Source organism: Streptomyces sp. NBC_00057 (assembly GCF_045041165.1).
Classification (GTDB): domain Bacteria; phylum Actinomycetota; class Actinomycetes; order Streptomycetales; family Streptomycetaceae; genus Streptomyces.
Genome location: NZ_CP108256.1, coordinates 3,631,733 through 3,643,651, shown reverse-complemented (window position 1 = coordinate 3,643,651; position 11,919 = coordinate 3,631,733). Strand labels below are relative to the sequence as shown.

Here is an 11,919-nt window from a genome sequence, read left to right as displayed (position 1 = left end):
GACCGCCGGTCACCTCGGACGGACACTGTCTTCTCTGCGCCGGACCGGCCGGGGCGGCGGCACCGGTGCCGCCGGTCCCGGCCTTCGTCGCTCCGCAGCAGTATCTGCGCTCGCCGGACGGGCTCGCGAAGGCCGTCGTCATTCTGCTGGCCGTCGTCGCCGTGGCCGACCTGCTCGCCGTGGCAGCGGGGCTGAACATCCGCAGCCTGCTCGCGAACGGGCTGGAGAACGACTTCGCGACGTACGACGACGCGGAGGCGACCCTGGCGGACAATCTGTACGGGTCCGCCGGTGTGCTGCAGGGTGTCATGACCCTGGCCACCGGCATCGTCTTCATCATCTGGTTCCGGCGGGTGCGGATGAACGCCGAGGTGTTCGACCCGAGCACGCAGCCGATGTCGCCCGGCTGGGCGGTCGGCGCCTGGTTCATCCCGGTCGCCAACCTGGTGCTGCCGCGCCGGATCGCGGGCGGCATCTGGACCGCGAGTGCCCAGACCAACACCGACGGCAGCTGGCGCACGGTCCCGGCCACCCCGATGAATCTGTGGTGGGGGGCGTGGGTCTGCTCGCTTGCCTTCTCCTGGGTCACGTCCCGGCAGTACATGAGGGCCGAGGAGACGCAGGAGATCATCGACGCGGCGGGCCTGGTGATGGCGTCCGACGCGTTCGACATCGTGGCGGCGGTGCTCGCGATCCTCTTCGTACGCAAGCTGACCCGGATGCAGGGGGAGCGGGCGGCCCTCGGCGTGTATCCGCTCGGCGCACAGGGGTAGCGGGACGCGGCCGCTGAGCGATGCTATTCGGCCTCCTCGGTGACGCTTTTGAGTCATCCGGCGCTGAACGCGGTAACGGGAAGCGCTCCGTCACCGTGCACGCACGCACGGGGACGCGGCCGACGGGAGACGCCGATGAGCCTGCTGGAACTGATCGCCGCCGCCGATGAACGGGGGCTGGCCGCGAGCGCGGTTGCCTGCCTCGACCGCTGCCTGCCACAGCCCGCCGAGGGCTCCGACCCGGATCCGCTGCGCGCGCTCCGGGCGGGGTGCGCGGACGGCTCCGTGTGGCTGGACCGCCTCGCGGAGGTGCGCGCGACGCTGGATGCCACGGCCGACATGGCGGGGGCGACGCCACAGATCCGGAAGCTGCTGGGCGAGGCACCTGTGGACCGGGCGGCGCCGGAGTTGCGGGAGTGGGCCGATGCCTGTTCGCTTGCCGCGCTGGAGACCCACTGCCGGTTCGACGCCCAGGGCAGGGACGAGGCCGAGTCCGAGGACCGCACCGAACTGCTGAACCGCTGCCGCACCGAAGGCCCGGAAGGCGCCGGTCCGCTTCTCGCCGGTGAACTGCGTCGCCAGATCCAGATCCTGGAGACCCTCGCGGAGACCACGGGCACCGTGGGCGGCGGTGCCGCCCTGCGCCGGGTGCTCGACCTGTCGACCGAAGGCCGCCGGGTACTGCGCGCGGTGGTGTCGCGCCAGGCCCGCGGCCGGGCCTGACCCGAAAGGCTCCGCACAAGGCAGGAGCCCCCCGGGTCAGGCCGAGGGGCTCCAGTATGTGTGCGAATGACGCAAGCGGCCCGGGTGCTACGGGGCCAGGGTCAGCCCGATCCGGATCCCGGTGGGTGAACCCAGCGCCGACGCTCCGTAGTACAGGCCGGTGTCCGGCTTGATGCCCGAGGTGCTGGTGTTGTCGATCTGCAGGATCGTGCCGTTGCCGGCGTCCTCGCCGTCCGCGCCGATCGCGATGTCCGCCCGGCTGTAGCCGGAGAGGTCGGTGAGGGACACGGACGAGCCGAGCCGGTCGCCCGGCTCGGTGGAGCCGGGGATGCCCGTGGTGTCCTGGCTGTATCCGACGGCCCCGGTGCCGGTGGGGCCGGTGGCGGAGCCGCGGATCAGGAAGACCTGGCCGGCGTTGCTCTGGTTCACGCCGCCGCGGGTGAGGTCCTCGCCCGGTGCGCCGGTGAGGATGTCGCCGTACCCGTCGAGGTCGACGTCGCCTATGGAGACGGATGCTCCCATGTCGTCGCCGGTCTCGCCGCCGCCCGGTACACCGGTGGTGTCCTGGTGGATCGTCTTGCGGCCGGTGGAGGTCAGACCGGTGGCCGAGCCGAATACGGCCGTGACCGCGCCGCCCTTGGCGGTGTGCCCGGACTCGGTGGCGGACGGCTGGCCGACCGCCAGGTCGGTGGCGCCGTCGCCGTTGAGATCACCGGCGGCCAGCGAGCGTCCGCCACGGGCATCGAGGATGCCGACCCGCTGGAGTCCGGTGGTGGACCCCTTCAGCCACAGCAGGCGTCCGACGCCGCTCGGATCACGGTAGTTGACGGCGGCGTCCGCGTAGCCGTCCTTGTTGAAGTCGCCGGTGACCGCGGCCGCGTAGCTCACGGCAGCGGTGTACGCGGCGGTGTTCAGGTAACCGGATTTGGCCGCGCCGGTCTTGCCGTCCCAGGCCCACCAACGCCCCGGCTTGCCCGGTGCTACGGAGAAGATGTCGGCCTTGCCGTCGGCGTTGAAGTCGCCCGAGGTGACCGTCGTACCGAGCTTCTCGCCGCCGATCCGGCCGGACTCGGTGATCGAGTAACCCTTGCCGGTCGTGAGGCCGGGGCCGTACATCACGACGACCGTGCCATTGTCGGCCTGCGAATAGTCCTCGCCCGGCGAGCCGATGACCAGGTCCGCGTACCCGTCGCCGTTCACATCGCCCCAGGCGTTGGACGACCCGAACAGGTCACCCGCCTCGGAGCCGCCGGGCACGCCCGCGCTGCTCTGGTCCAGCGTCCGCTTCGCGGCCGAGCCCGGGCCGTCCTCGGTGCCGGGCAGCACGGTGACGCGGCCCGCGCTGCTCGCCGCTTTCGGGAGACCGGCGACCAGGTCGGTGACGCCGTCCCGGTTGAAGTCGGTGGTCGGGATCGCGGCATTGCGGGTGCCGTTGGTCGCGTACGTGCGGATCGCGCCGAGCTTGGCGTACAGGTTGGCGCCCGGGCACGCCGTGGCGAACCCGTCGCGGTGTCCGGCGATGGTGTTGAACGTGACGTCACCGGCGGGCTTGGTATTGCCGTCCGCGTCGGTGACGATGCGGGTCAGCGTCACCTTGGCGGTGGGGCTGACGCCGTACTGGCCGAGCTTCCAGGCGGCGACCCGGGCGGCGGACTGCAGGGCGGCCTGGGTCGGCTTGCCGGTTTCGAAGTTGCCGAGCAGCGAGATGCCGGTCGAGTACGAGTTGAAGCCGTAGGAGTGGGCGCCCTTGACCGGGAGGTCGGCACCGCCGCCGCGGCCCTCGAAGATCTGGCCGCACTTGTCGACCAGGAAGTTGTAGCCGAGGTCGTTCCAGCCCTCGGTCTTCACGTGGTACGTCATGATCGCGCGGACCATGGCGGCGGAGTCGGCGCAGCTGTAGTTGTTCGTGTCGACGGTGTGGTGGATGTAGACCGCCTGCACCTTGTCGATGTACTCCGGTGCGTCCTCGACCAGAGACTCGTCGGCGCCCCACTGGGCGCGGCTGATGATCGGCGGCCGGTTGACGGTCGACGGCGGCGCGGTGGGTACGGTCGCCGTCGGCTCCGGAGTGGGCGAAGCGGTGGCCGTCTCGGAGGCGGAGGCAGTGGCGGTCGGCGTCGCTGCGTCCGTGGCCGTCGCGGTGTCGGTCGGCGCGGCCGGCTCCGTGGGTGTACCCGTGGGCGCATCGGTCGTGCTCGTCGCCGACGGGCTCGCGGTTTCCTCCGCGACGAACGCGGCGTTGTCCATGGAGTCCGGAGCGGTTGTGGCGGCCGCCGGGTTACGGGACTCGGTCTTGCTGACGCCCGGGTCCACCATGTGGAGCTTGAGCCCCTTCGGCAGCGCCCTGCCCGAGTTCACCTTCACCTGCACGGCGTTCGAGGCGCCGACCCACAACGGCTCGGTCGCCTGCCGGGCACCGGCCTTCTCGGGCCCGTCCGGCCCGTCGGCGGACAACTCCAACTCCCGCCAGGGCGACCACTTCCCGGTTTCGACGTCCCGGGTCCGCACCTGTGCGGCGCCGTTCATGTTCGCCGCCCCGTCCCAGCCGATACCCACCAGCGAGAACGGCGCGGTGCTCGTGGTCGGCAGCGTCCGTTCGGTGGCCGTCCCCCCGCCCAGCGCGAGTGACCGCAGCTTCGCCGGACGCTGCTCCGGCCCCTGGGGGCCGGTCGGCCCGTCGGACGGGTTGGCGATGGCGACCGTCACCACTCCCGCACCGCCGAGCACCACGGCACCGACGGTCAGCCAGGCGCGGCGCTTCAGGCTCATCGGTCTGTACGCATGCGAACTGCGCGGGCTCAAATGCCCCACCTCTCAAGAGAGTTCAAGTACCCAGACGTTCATCGGGCCCCACCCGTCGCACAGGCGGCCCGGGGTGCCCAGCGAAGGCAGGGGCTCAAACGTCACACCGATTCCCCCGAGAGTGACACGCATCACAGCCGCTGGGTGCGGTGCGGGGCTCGCCCGGGCGCGGGGAGTTCGCCGGCTCCGGTGGCAGAATCGGATGGCGCAGCAGCGACTCGGGCAGGATCGCCCAGTATTCCGGCGTCTTTGTGGTCGTCCTCGAAGAGGCTGGCGCGTGCCATCCGGGCGGTGACCTTCTCCTCCACCTCGCCGTCGGGCGCCAGCGGGTGTGCCGCCCGGACCACCGCCCGCGCGTACGCGTCCGTCTGCAGCAGGCCGGGAATCAGCGTCGGGCACCACTCCTCGATGGTCTCCGCGTGCTTCTCCGCCTCCAACACGTGCTCGAAGTAGCTGGCGTGGCCTCGCCTCTCCGCCTTCCGTACGTCCTCGCAGCGGCGCTGGAAGAAACCGTCGGTACCCAGCGCCCGGTCCACGTACTCGGCCAGTTCGGCCGGCATGCGGCGCTGTCCGAGCAGGGCCCCGGCACCAAGACGGTGTGGTGCGAGCTGCCGGGCGGCGGCGACCGCACGTCCCCCGGTGAGCACTCCGCAGGCATTCGGGTTGATTCGGAAGGGATGTCCGTGGGCGTGATCGCGAAGTGAATGCTGCTGTACAGTCCGCCCGCCGTGCAGGCTCGGTGGTCGTGACGAAGGAATGGGTACGTGCGAATTCGTTTCAGGTGTGCTGTGTTGCTTCTCCCTCTGTCGCTCTCGCTCGCCGCTTGCGGCACTGAGGACGGGCAGTCGGAGTCGGCCGTGTCGAAGAGCCCGGAGACGAAGGAGTCGCCGAAGCCTTCCGCCGCTCCCGTGCCCGAGTCGCCCGAGGACTTCCTCGACCTCGCCGAGAAGGCGATGGCGGAGGAAAGCGCGTGGACGTTCTCCGTGAAGGGGCAGGAAGGGCTGACGCTGCAGGGCCGGAAGAGCGCCGCGTCCTACCGGGCCACGGTCCGGCGTGGCATGGCGCCAAAGGCGCTGCACTCGCAGGGCGTCAGTACCAGCAGCAAGGGGGCCAAGGAGAACGAGGAGATCTACGTCGTCGACGGCACGGCGTACCTCAGGAAAGGGGGCGCACCGTGGAAGGACGCGCCCGCCTCCGATCCCGAGATGCAGAACAAGGTCGAGGACCCGGTCGCGGCCATCGAGGAGTTCCGGGCGTACGTGCGGGCCGCCACCGGTGACGAGGTGAAGCTGACCGCGGTGGACGGCACGGTCGAACTCCGCGTCGGCAGCGACAAGCAGAAGCTGACAGCCGTCCGGGACCGTGCGTGGGCGAAGAAGGCGGTGCGGGAGTTCGACCCCACTGCCGAGCAGCTCCGCACGGCCGGCATCCCGGTGAGCGACGCGCAGCTCACCCTGTCCGGCCTGGAGGAGGTGTTGGTCCTGGACGCGACGACGTACCGCGTCAAGAGCCACCGCTTCGAGTTCGGCTTTCTGATCCCTTACGGCGGACAGAACATCACGTTCGAGCAGGACGTACGGCAGCAGAACCAGGGCACGTTCAACGGGAAGATCGAGCTTCCCGCCGGCGTGCGCTGACCTGGTCGAGACGGGGGAGCGGGGAAGCGAGCACCTCATCAACTACCCCACCCAGTACGCCAAGGCGCTCGTCATCAACTTCAACCGCTGGCCCGCCGTCCCGGGGCGGGGGGCCGGGATCTTCCTGCATGTCAACGGGAGTGGTGCCACCGCCGGTTGTGTCTCGGTGCCACGCGCCACGATGGATCGGATCATGGCCTGGATCACGCCGGGTGCCCATCCCCGTATCGCCATCGGCTGAGGCCGGAATCCGGTTCGGAAACCGGTTCGGCGTTGGCGACGCTTGAGGTGGGGCAATGGTTGTGCGAGCGGAAGCAATCCTTCCTGTTTCGGGCCGTGAGAACGAACACAGCGCCCTTCGCGTGATGTTCCCGGGTCCCTGAACGCTGGGTCAGTGCCGGTGATCGCCGGCACGGCGAAGGGCAGGGTGAATCATGGGCGGGGACGAGTGGACAACGTTTCCCGAGGCGGCGGTGATGCGCTCCTACACATCGGAGTTCGTCGCCCGGCTCACGGCGCGCAATCGACTGCCCCTGGACTACTCGGTCTCCAGCCTCCGGCTCGTCGATCTGATCGTCGACGGTCTGCGGCGGGATCAGCCGCAACGGAACCGGGTCGCAGGGACTCTGCTGGGGCTCGGGGCATACACCGGCGAGGTGATCGTCCGCAGGGCCGGTGGGACATGGGTGGACTTCGACGCCGCACAACGGGAGCTGTTCCGGCAGGCGGTGGGCGTGCGGATGCCCGACGGACGGGTCTGGAATCCGCTCGGCAAGGTCGTCAACCGCTTCGACTCGGGGGCGGAGGAATCGGTGCATCGGCTGTATCTGCTGCTGCACGGACGGACAGCGCAGCGGAAGGCTGTATGCGGGTAGCTCGCGCGTATGGGGAACCTGTGACATTTCTGTGGCTCCGGGCGCAGAAGGAGAGTGGGGGCTGCCTCGGCAGGAAACGGGCACGGTGGCCGGTGCCGGAGCGGGCGTCGAGTAGGGAAGTGTGTTGGGCACGGGCGGGGAGCAGCGCCGCAGGCAGATGTACGACGCCGAGCTCGGCGATGCCGTCGAGCGTGCCCAGCAGGGGGACAAGGACGCCTTCGCCGTGGCGTACCGGATGGTGCAGCCCGGCCTCCTCGGCTACGTACGCGGACTGGTCGGCGACGACGCCGAGGACGTGGCCTCCGACGCCTGGCTGGAGATAGCCCGCGATCTGGGGCGGTTCCGCGGTGACGGAGCAGGGTTCCGCGGCTGGACCGCGATGATCGCCCGCCATCGTGCGCTCGACCACTTGAGGAAGCTGAAGCGGCGGCCCCGCACCACCTTGATCGAACAGGACGTGCTTCAGCTGCCCGGCGGCCACGACACGGCCGCCGCAGCCTTGGAGACGCTCTCCACCCAAGCGGCGCTGGAGATCATCGGTACACTGCCGCGCGAGCAGGCCGAGGCCGTACTTCTGCGGGTGGTCGTCGGCCTGGACGGTCCTTCGGCGGCGCGCGTGCTCGGCAAGCGTGCGGGGGCGGTCCGCACGTCCGCGTACCGCGGACTCAAGAGGCTGGCGGGGCAGTTGTCCCCGGGCCGTGCGGCAGGTGCTGTGACAAACGGGGTGAGCCGGACGCTGGGAAATGAAGAATGAGACACGAATCGCAGCGGCCGCCCGAAGCGCCGGAGACACCTGAACTTGCCGCACTGCTCGCAGCAGCGCGGCGTACCGGGGCGCTCGACCCCGGCGACGAGAAGCGCGCGACCGCCGCCTTCCTGGCCGCGCGGGACGAGGGCGCGCACGCCTCGGTGGTGCGGTGGCGGCGTCGACGTGACGACTGGCGTCCGGCGAAACGACGGCTCGGTGTGCGCTCGTTCCGGGTGATGCTCGGCGGTTTCGTGGCTGCGGCGACGCTCGGCGGGGTCGCGGTGGCCGCGGGTTCGGGGGCGATTCCGGCACCTTTCGGAGGCGGTGAGCCCGACGGGGCGGAGTCCGTACGCCCCCCGCGCACCTCTCCCGCGACACCCGGTGGGCGTCCCTCCGGCGTGGAGTCGCTGCAGCCGGACGGCGACGGTACGGCGACGGGGGCCACGAATGCTCCGGGCAACGGGCACCCTTCCGGCCGGCCCGACCGGACACAGGACGATGTCGCGCTGTGCCGTGTGTACCTCAGCGACCGGGGCAGCGGGAAGGCCGGGGACGCGGCCGCCTTCGCACGGCTGGAGGCGGCCGCGGGCGGTGCGTCGGAGGCGGCGGTTACGGCCTACTGCGACGGGCTCCTCGGACAGCCGTCACCGGGGGAGTCGAAGAAGGCCCAGGGCAACCGGGACGCGAAGGGGGAGGCGGAGAAGAAGGCCGTGCCCGAGGAGAAGCAGGACGGGCCGGCGCCGTCGAAAGGGAGCGGGAACCGGACCGGGAGCGACGGCAAGGACAGGACCGCTGTCGACTGAATCGCGGACCGGTCCGTCACCGGGTTGGAAGGGCGTCCTCCGGGAACGGCACCGGCCGGGATCCCGGACCGGCCGAACAGGGAGAACTGAGGGGGAACGAGGACGACCGGGGCCGCCACCCCCCACAGGAGAGGCCCCGGTCGTCTTCCGCGGGGCCGTAGGACGACCCCGTACTTCTCTCAGCGCCGTCGCTGCGTTTTTTGTCACACCGCACCGTGTCGGGAGAATGTTGCAGGTTGTACAAGCCATGGACGCGACCCCCGCGAAGGACGTAGCGTGCTGAGTCGCGCAGGGTGGCGCGGCAGTGATGACCAGCTGCGATTCGGGACAGCAGGGCAGGTTGAGGGAGTGCTGGGGGACGACGCGGAGCTCACTGCCGCGGTGCTCGCGGCACAGGACGGGGACGAAGACGCCTTCCGTACTGTGTACCGCGCTGTACAGCCGCGACTTCTGGGCTACATACGGACACTTGTGGGGGATCCGGATGCCGAGGACGTGGCGTCCGAGTCCTGGCTGCAGATAGCGCGCGACCTCGACCGGTTCAGCGGCGACGCCGACCGCTTCCGCGGCTGGGCGGCACGGATAGCCCGTAACCGTGCCCTGGACCATCTGCGGATGCGCGGCAGGCGTCCCGCGATCGGCGGCGACGAGTCGGAGCTGTCGGAGAAGCCGGCCGAGTCCGACACCGCCGACGAGGCGATGGAGGCCCTGGCCACCGGCCGCACGATGTCGCTCATCGCCCAGCTGCCCCAGGACCAGGCCGAGGCCGTGGTGCTGCGGGTGGTCGTCGGCCTGGACGCGAAGAGCGCGGCCCAGACGCTGGGCAAGCGGCCGGGGGCGGTACGCACCGCGGCGCACCGGGGGCTGAAGCGGCTGGCCGAGCTGCTGCGCACGGACGACGCGGACGATGCCGGCGGCCGCCCCGGTGACGGGGACGGCGAGGGCGGCGACGGCCGTGCCGAAGGCGGCGCGGGCATCGCCGCGGACCGTGTTCCCGCGGGCGATCCGGCGGATCCGCCCGCCCCTCGCACAAGCACGGCAGGTCGTACGGCGGAACTCGGCGCCGTGCCCGCCCAGCGCCCTTCCCGCAACGGTTCGGCGGCGCCGGCCGGTGTGACGCATTCGCGTCTGTGGACGCAGAAGGACATGTGATGGCCGACGAGCACTACGAATGGCTTGACAAGGACACGGCGGAGAGATTGCTCCGCGGCGAACCGGTCGATCCCGTGGGCGGTCAGTCGCGTACAGAAGCGGAAAGGCTCGCGGCAGCGCTGGACGCCGCCGCACGGGCCGCCCGCCCGGCCACCGGCGAACTGCCGGGCGAGGCCGCGGCGCTGGCCGCCTTCCGCACCGCCGCGCAATCCGCGCGCGCACGGACACGGGCGGCGAACCCGCTGGTGAAGGGGCACACCGAGAAGACGGGCGAACCGGCACCGGCCGACGTACGCGAACCGGTGCACATCCGGCCCGCCTCCGACGGCTTCGCCCCGCACCGCCCCTCTTCCTCCGCAGGCTCCGGCCGTACCCGCTCCCTGGGGTGGAGCCGGCCCATCCGCTTCGGCCTGGTCGCCTCCTTCGCGGGCTGCGCGCTCGGCGGGGTGGCCGTGGCCGCGAGCACCGGGATGCTCCCCGGACCGTTCGGCGAACACACTCCCGTACCGGCGGCCTCCGTCTCCGCCGCGGCGACGCCCGAGGAGCTCGGCTCGGGGGCCGTCACCGACGAGAGCCCGTCCGCACAGCCACCCGCCTCCTCGGAGACGGGGCCCTCCACACCGCCGGCGGATCCCTCCGCCCCCACCGGTGACCGGGACAACGGCAGAACCGGCAAGGGCGAGGACCGCGAGGGCGACGACAACCGGAAGCCCGACGGCACCGCGAGCGGAACCTCGAACGGCACCGAGAACGGCACCGAGAACGGCTCCGGGAACGGCTCCGGGAACGGCTCCGGGAACGGCTCCGGGAACGGCACCGAGAACGGCAAGCAGCCCGACGGCTCCGGGAACGGCACCTCCGGCGACTGGTACGCCAAGGCGCTCAAGGCCTGCCGCGACTACCGCGACGGCAAGCTGGACGACGACCGCAGACGGTATCTCGAAGCGCTGGCGAAGGGTGCCCGCAATCTGGACCGGTTCTGCGACCGCATGATCGACAAGGACACGGACGGCCAGAACGGCCCGGGCAGCGGCGGCGAGCAGAGCGACGACGGCGATTCGAACGGGGACGGCGGCTCCAACCCCCTCCCGGCGATCCGGTTCACCACCCCGCCGTCGCAGTCACCCTCGACCCCGGTCTCCTCGCCGGCAGCGGACCGGGCGTCCCTCGGTGGCGTCGGATCGCCCGGCTGAGAGCCGTGCGCGCCAGTCCTTTTCAAGCCGCCCACCACAAGGTGTGACGTTTTTCGAGGACACGGCGCAGTACAGAGTGAGCCGACTGGTCATCGGCAGCGCACAGAGCCGGGGTTCCCCCCGTACCTGCGGCTCAGCGCATTGGCGCGGGCGGGACACGTTCCCCCGGTCCCGTCCGCGCCCCTTTCCTTCCGGCCGGACAGGCCCCACTACCCGTAGACGACGACCTTGTCGCCCGTGCTCACCTGGGCGAAGAGCGAGGCGATCTTTCCCTCGTCACGGACATTGACGCAGCCGTGCGAGGCACCGCTGTAGCCACGGGCCGCGAAGTCCGCCGAGTAGTGCACCGCCTGGCCGCCGCTGAAGAACATCGCGTACGGCATGGCCGTGTGGTAGATCGTCGACACATGGTGCCGTGACTTCCAGTAGACGGAGAAGGTGCCTTTGCGGGTCGGCGTGTACTGGGAGCCGAAGCGGACGTCCATCGACGAGACGACGCGGCCGTCGATCATCCATGACAGCGTCCGGCTGTTCTTGCTGATGCAGAGCACCCGGCCCGTCGTGCAGCGCTTGTCCGGCTTGGTGACGGGCAGGGCGGTCGGCGGATTCAGCTCGGCGGCCGTCGGCTCGTGCGTCATGCCGAGCAGCTTCTGCCAGGTGACGGTGTCCGTCCTGCCCGTACGGGAGAGGCCGCGCTTGCCCTGGAAGGACTGGACGGCGGCGACCGTGACGGTGCCGTAGTAGCCGGTGGGGGAGCGGTCGAAGTGGCCGATCTGCCGCAGCCGGGCCTGCAGTTCCCGCACCCGCTTGCCCTCGGAACCGCTCGCCATCAGCGTCGTGCCCTGCGGGTCCGGCTTCGGCGTGGGCGTCGGGGTGGCCTTCGGGGACGACGACGATGCGTCCGGTGAGGGCGACTGTGACGCCGGGGGCTTGGCGTCGTCGGTCGCCGTGGCCCGGGGCGGTGACGGCGGGGCCGCGGACGCGCTGTCGGCGGGCTGCGCCTTGCAGCCGGCGGTCGCGGCGGTCATGGCGAGAACGGCGAGCGCCGCCGTGGCCGTGGTCCCCGCCCAACCCCGTGTCCTGACCCGCGCCCTGCCCGGTGCCCTGCGCCGTGACGTGCTTCCGGTGATGCTGCGTATCATCTCGGCCCCCTGATTCTCCGGGTTTCTCCGGTGTCCCCTTGGACGGATTCCCGCTCTGCCCGGTTGCCAAA

At 71.1% G+C, this 11,919-nt stretch carries 11 protein-coding genes and 2 pseudogenes; 10 read left to right on the top strand and 3 right to left on the bottom strand.

Features of this window, described 5'->3' with window-relative positions; genetic code table 11:
• Window positions 1-65: 65 nt before the first annotated feature.
• Together OG953_RS16805 and OG953_RS16800 are read left to right on the top strand one after the other, a co-directional pair.
• A complete protein-coding gene (locus tag OG953_RS16805) occupies window positions 66-773 on the top strand; it encodes a DUF4328 domain-containing protein (RefSeq protein WP_405685128.1) in 708 nt (235 codons plus the stop codon).
• Between the two features lie 135 nt (window positions 774-908).
• The gene (locus OG953_RS16800) at window positions 909-1,496 is read left to right on the top strand and encodes a hypothetical protein (RefSeq protein ID WP_405685126.1); all 588 of its coding nucleotides are present in this window, start codon (window positions 909-911) and stop codon (window positions 1,494-1,496) included.
• Between the two features lie 87 nt (window positions 1,497-1,583).
• Here OG953_RS16800 and OG953_RS16795 read toward each other — a convergent pair whose 3' ends face one another.
• Window positions 1,584-4,265, bottom strand: coding sequence for an FG-GAP-like repeat-containing protein (locus tag OG953_RS16795; RefSeq protein WP_405685125.1), 2,682 nt, complete (start codon window positions 4,263-4,265; stop codon window positions 1,584-1,586).
• A gap of 217 nt (window positions 4,266-4,482) precedes the next feature.
• Window positions 4,483-4,870: pseudogene (locus OG953_RS16790) on the bottom strand (Scr1 family TA system antitoxin-like transcriptional regulator); the annotation flags it as partial.
• Window positions 4,871-5,086: 216 nt separating this feature from the next.
• On the opposite strand from OG953_RS16790, the gene OG953_RS16785 reads away from it, so the two are divergent.
• From OG953_RS16785 to OG953_RS16755, 7 genes and pseudogenes are all read left to right on the top strand, one after another.
• Window positions 5,087-5,935 carry a hypothetical protein gene (locus tag OG953_RS16785; RefSeq protein WP_405685123.1) on the top strand — a complete coding sequence of 283 codons (849 nt, stop codon included), beginning with the start codon at window positions 5,087-5,089 and terminating at the stop codon, window positions 5,933-5,935.
• 1 nt (window position 5,936) lies between these two features.
• A pseudogene (locus tag OG953_RS16780) lies at window positions 5,937-6,176 on the top strand (L,D-transpeptidase family protein); the annotation flags it as partial.
• A 193-nt stretch (window positions 6,177-6,369) separates the two neighbouring features.
• Window positions 6,370-6,810 carry a hypothetical protein gene (locus tag OG953_RS16775; RefSeq protein WP_405685121.1) on the top strand — a complete coding sequence of 147 codons (441 nt, stop codon included), beginning with the start codon at window positions 6,370-6,372 and terminating at the stop codon, window positions 6,808-6,810.
• A gap of 124 nt (window positions 6,811-6,934) precedes the next feature.
• Entirely contained in the window at window positions 6,935-7,564 is a 630-nt protein-coding gene (locus tag OG953_RS16770; RefSeq protein WP_405685120.1) for an RNA polymerase sigma factor, read from the top strand.
• A complete protein-coding gene (locus OG953_RS16765; RefSeq protein ID WP_405685118.1) occupies window positions 7,561-8,361 on the top strand; it encodes a hypothetical protein in 801 nt (266 codons plus the stop codon). Before OG953_RS16770 ends, OG953_RS16765 begins: the two co-directional genes overlap by 4 nt.
• A 348-nt stretch (window positions 8,362-8,709) precedes the next feature.
• Entirely contained in the window at window positions 8,710-9,513 is an 804-nt protein-coding gene (locus OG953_RS16760; protein ID WP_405691871.1) for an RNA polymerase sigma factor, read from the top strand.
• A complete protein-coding gene (locus OG953_RS16755; protein WP_405685117.1) occupies window positions 9,513-10,706 on the top strand; it encodes a hypothetical protein in 1,194 nt (397 codons plus the stop codon). Before OG953_RS16760 ends, OG953_RS16755 begins: the two co-directional genes overlap by 1 nt.
• 209 nt (window positions 10,707-10,915) lie before the next feature.
• Here OG953_RS16755 and OG953_RS16750 read toward each other — a convergent pair whose 3' ends face one another.
• On the bottom strand, window positions 10,916-11,734 hold the full coding sequence (locus OG953_RS16750; protein ID WP_405685115.1) for a L,D-transpeptidase family protein: 819 nt from the start codon (window positions 11,732-11,734) through the stop codon (window positions 10,916-10,918).
• Between OG953_RS16750 and OG953_RS16745 the strand changes: the two genes are divergently transcribed.
• Complete coding sequence (locus tag OG953_RS16745) at window positions 11,733-11,861, top strand: hypothetical protein (RefSeq protein ID WP_405685113.1); 129 nt, start codon at window positions 11,733-11,735, stop codon at window positions 11,859-11,861. The genes OG953_RS16750 and OG953_RS16745 overlap by 2 nt on opposite strands.
• The last annotated feature ends 58 nt before the right edge of the window (window positions 11,862-11,919 follow it).

What these genes read in the sequence shown, in the direction of transcription:
- OG953_RS16800 (WP_405685126.1), top strand. Translation starts at nt 909, where the DNA reads ATGAGCCTGCTGGAACTGATCGCCGCCGCCGATGAACGGGGGCTGGCC.
- OG953_RS16795 (WP_405685125.1), bottom strand. Translation starts at nt 4,265, where the DNA reads ATGAGCCTGAAGCGCCGCGCCTGGCTGACCGTCGGTGCCGTGGTGCTC.
- OG953_RS16775 (WP_405685121.1), top strand. Translation starts at nt 6,370, where the DNA reads ATGGGCGGGGACGAGTGGACAACGTTTCCCGAGGCGGCGGTGATGCGC.
- OG953_RS16765 (WP_405685118.1), top strand. Translation starts at nt 7,561, where the DNA reads ATGAGACACGAATCGCAGCGGCCGCCCGAAGCGCCGGAGACACCTGAA.
- OG953_RS16755 (WP_405685117.1), top strand. Translation starts at nt 9,513, where the DNA reads ATGGCCGACGAGCACTACGAATGGCTTGACAAGGACACGGCGGAGAGA.
- OG953_RS16745 (WP_405685113.1), top strand. Translation starts at nt 11,733, where the DNA reads ATGGCGAGAACGGCGAGCGCCGCCGTGGCCGTGGTCCCCGCCCAACCC.
- OG953_RS16750 (WP_405685115.1), bottom strand. Translation starts at nt 11,734, where the DNA reads ATGACCGCCGCGACCGCCGGCTGCAAGGCGCAGCCCGCCGACAGCGCG.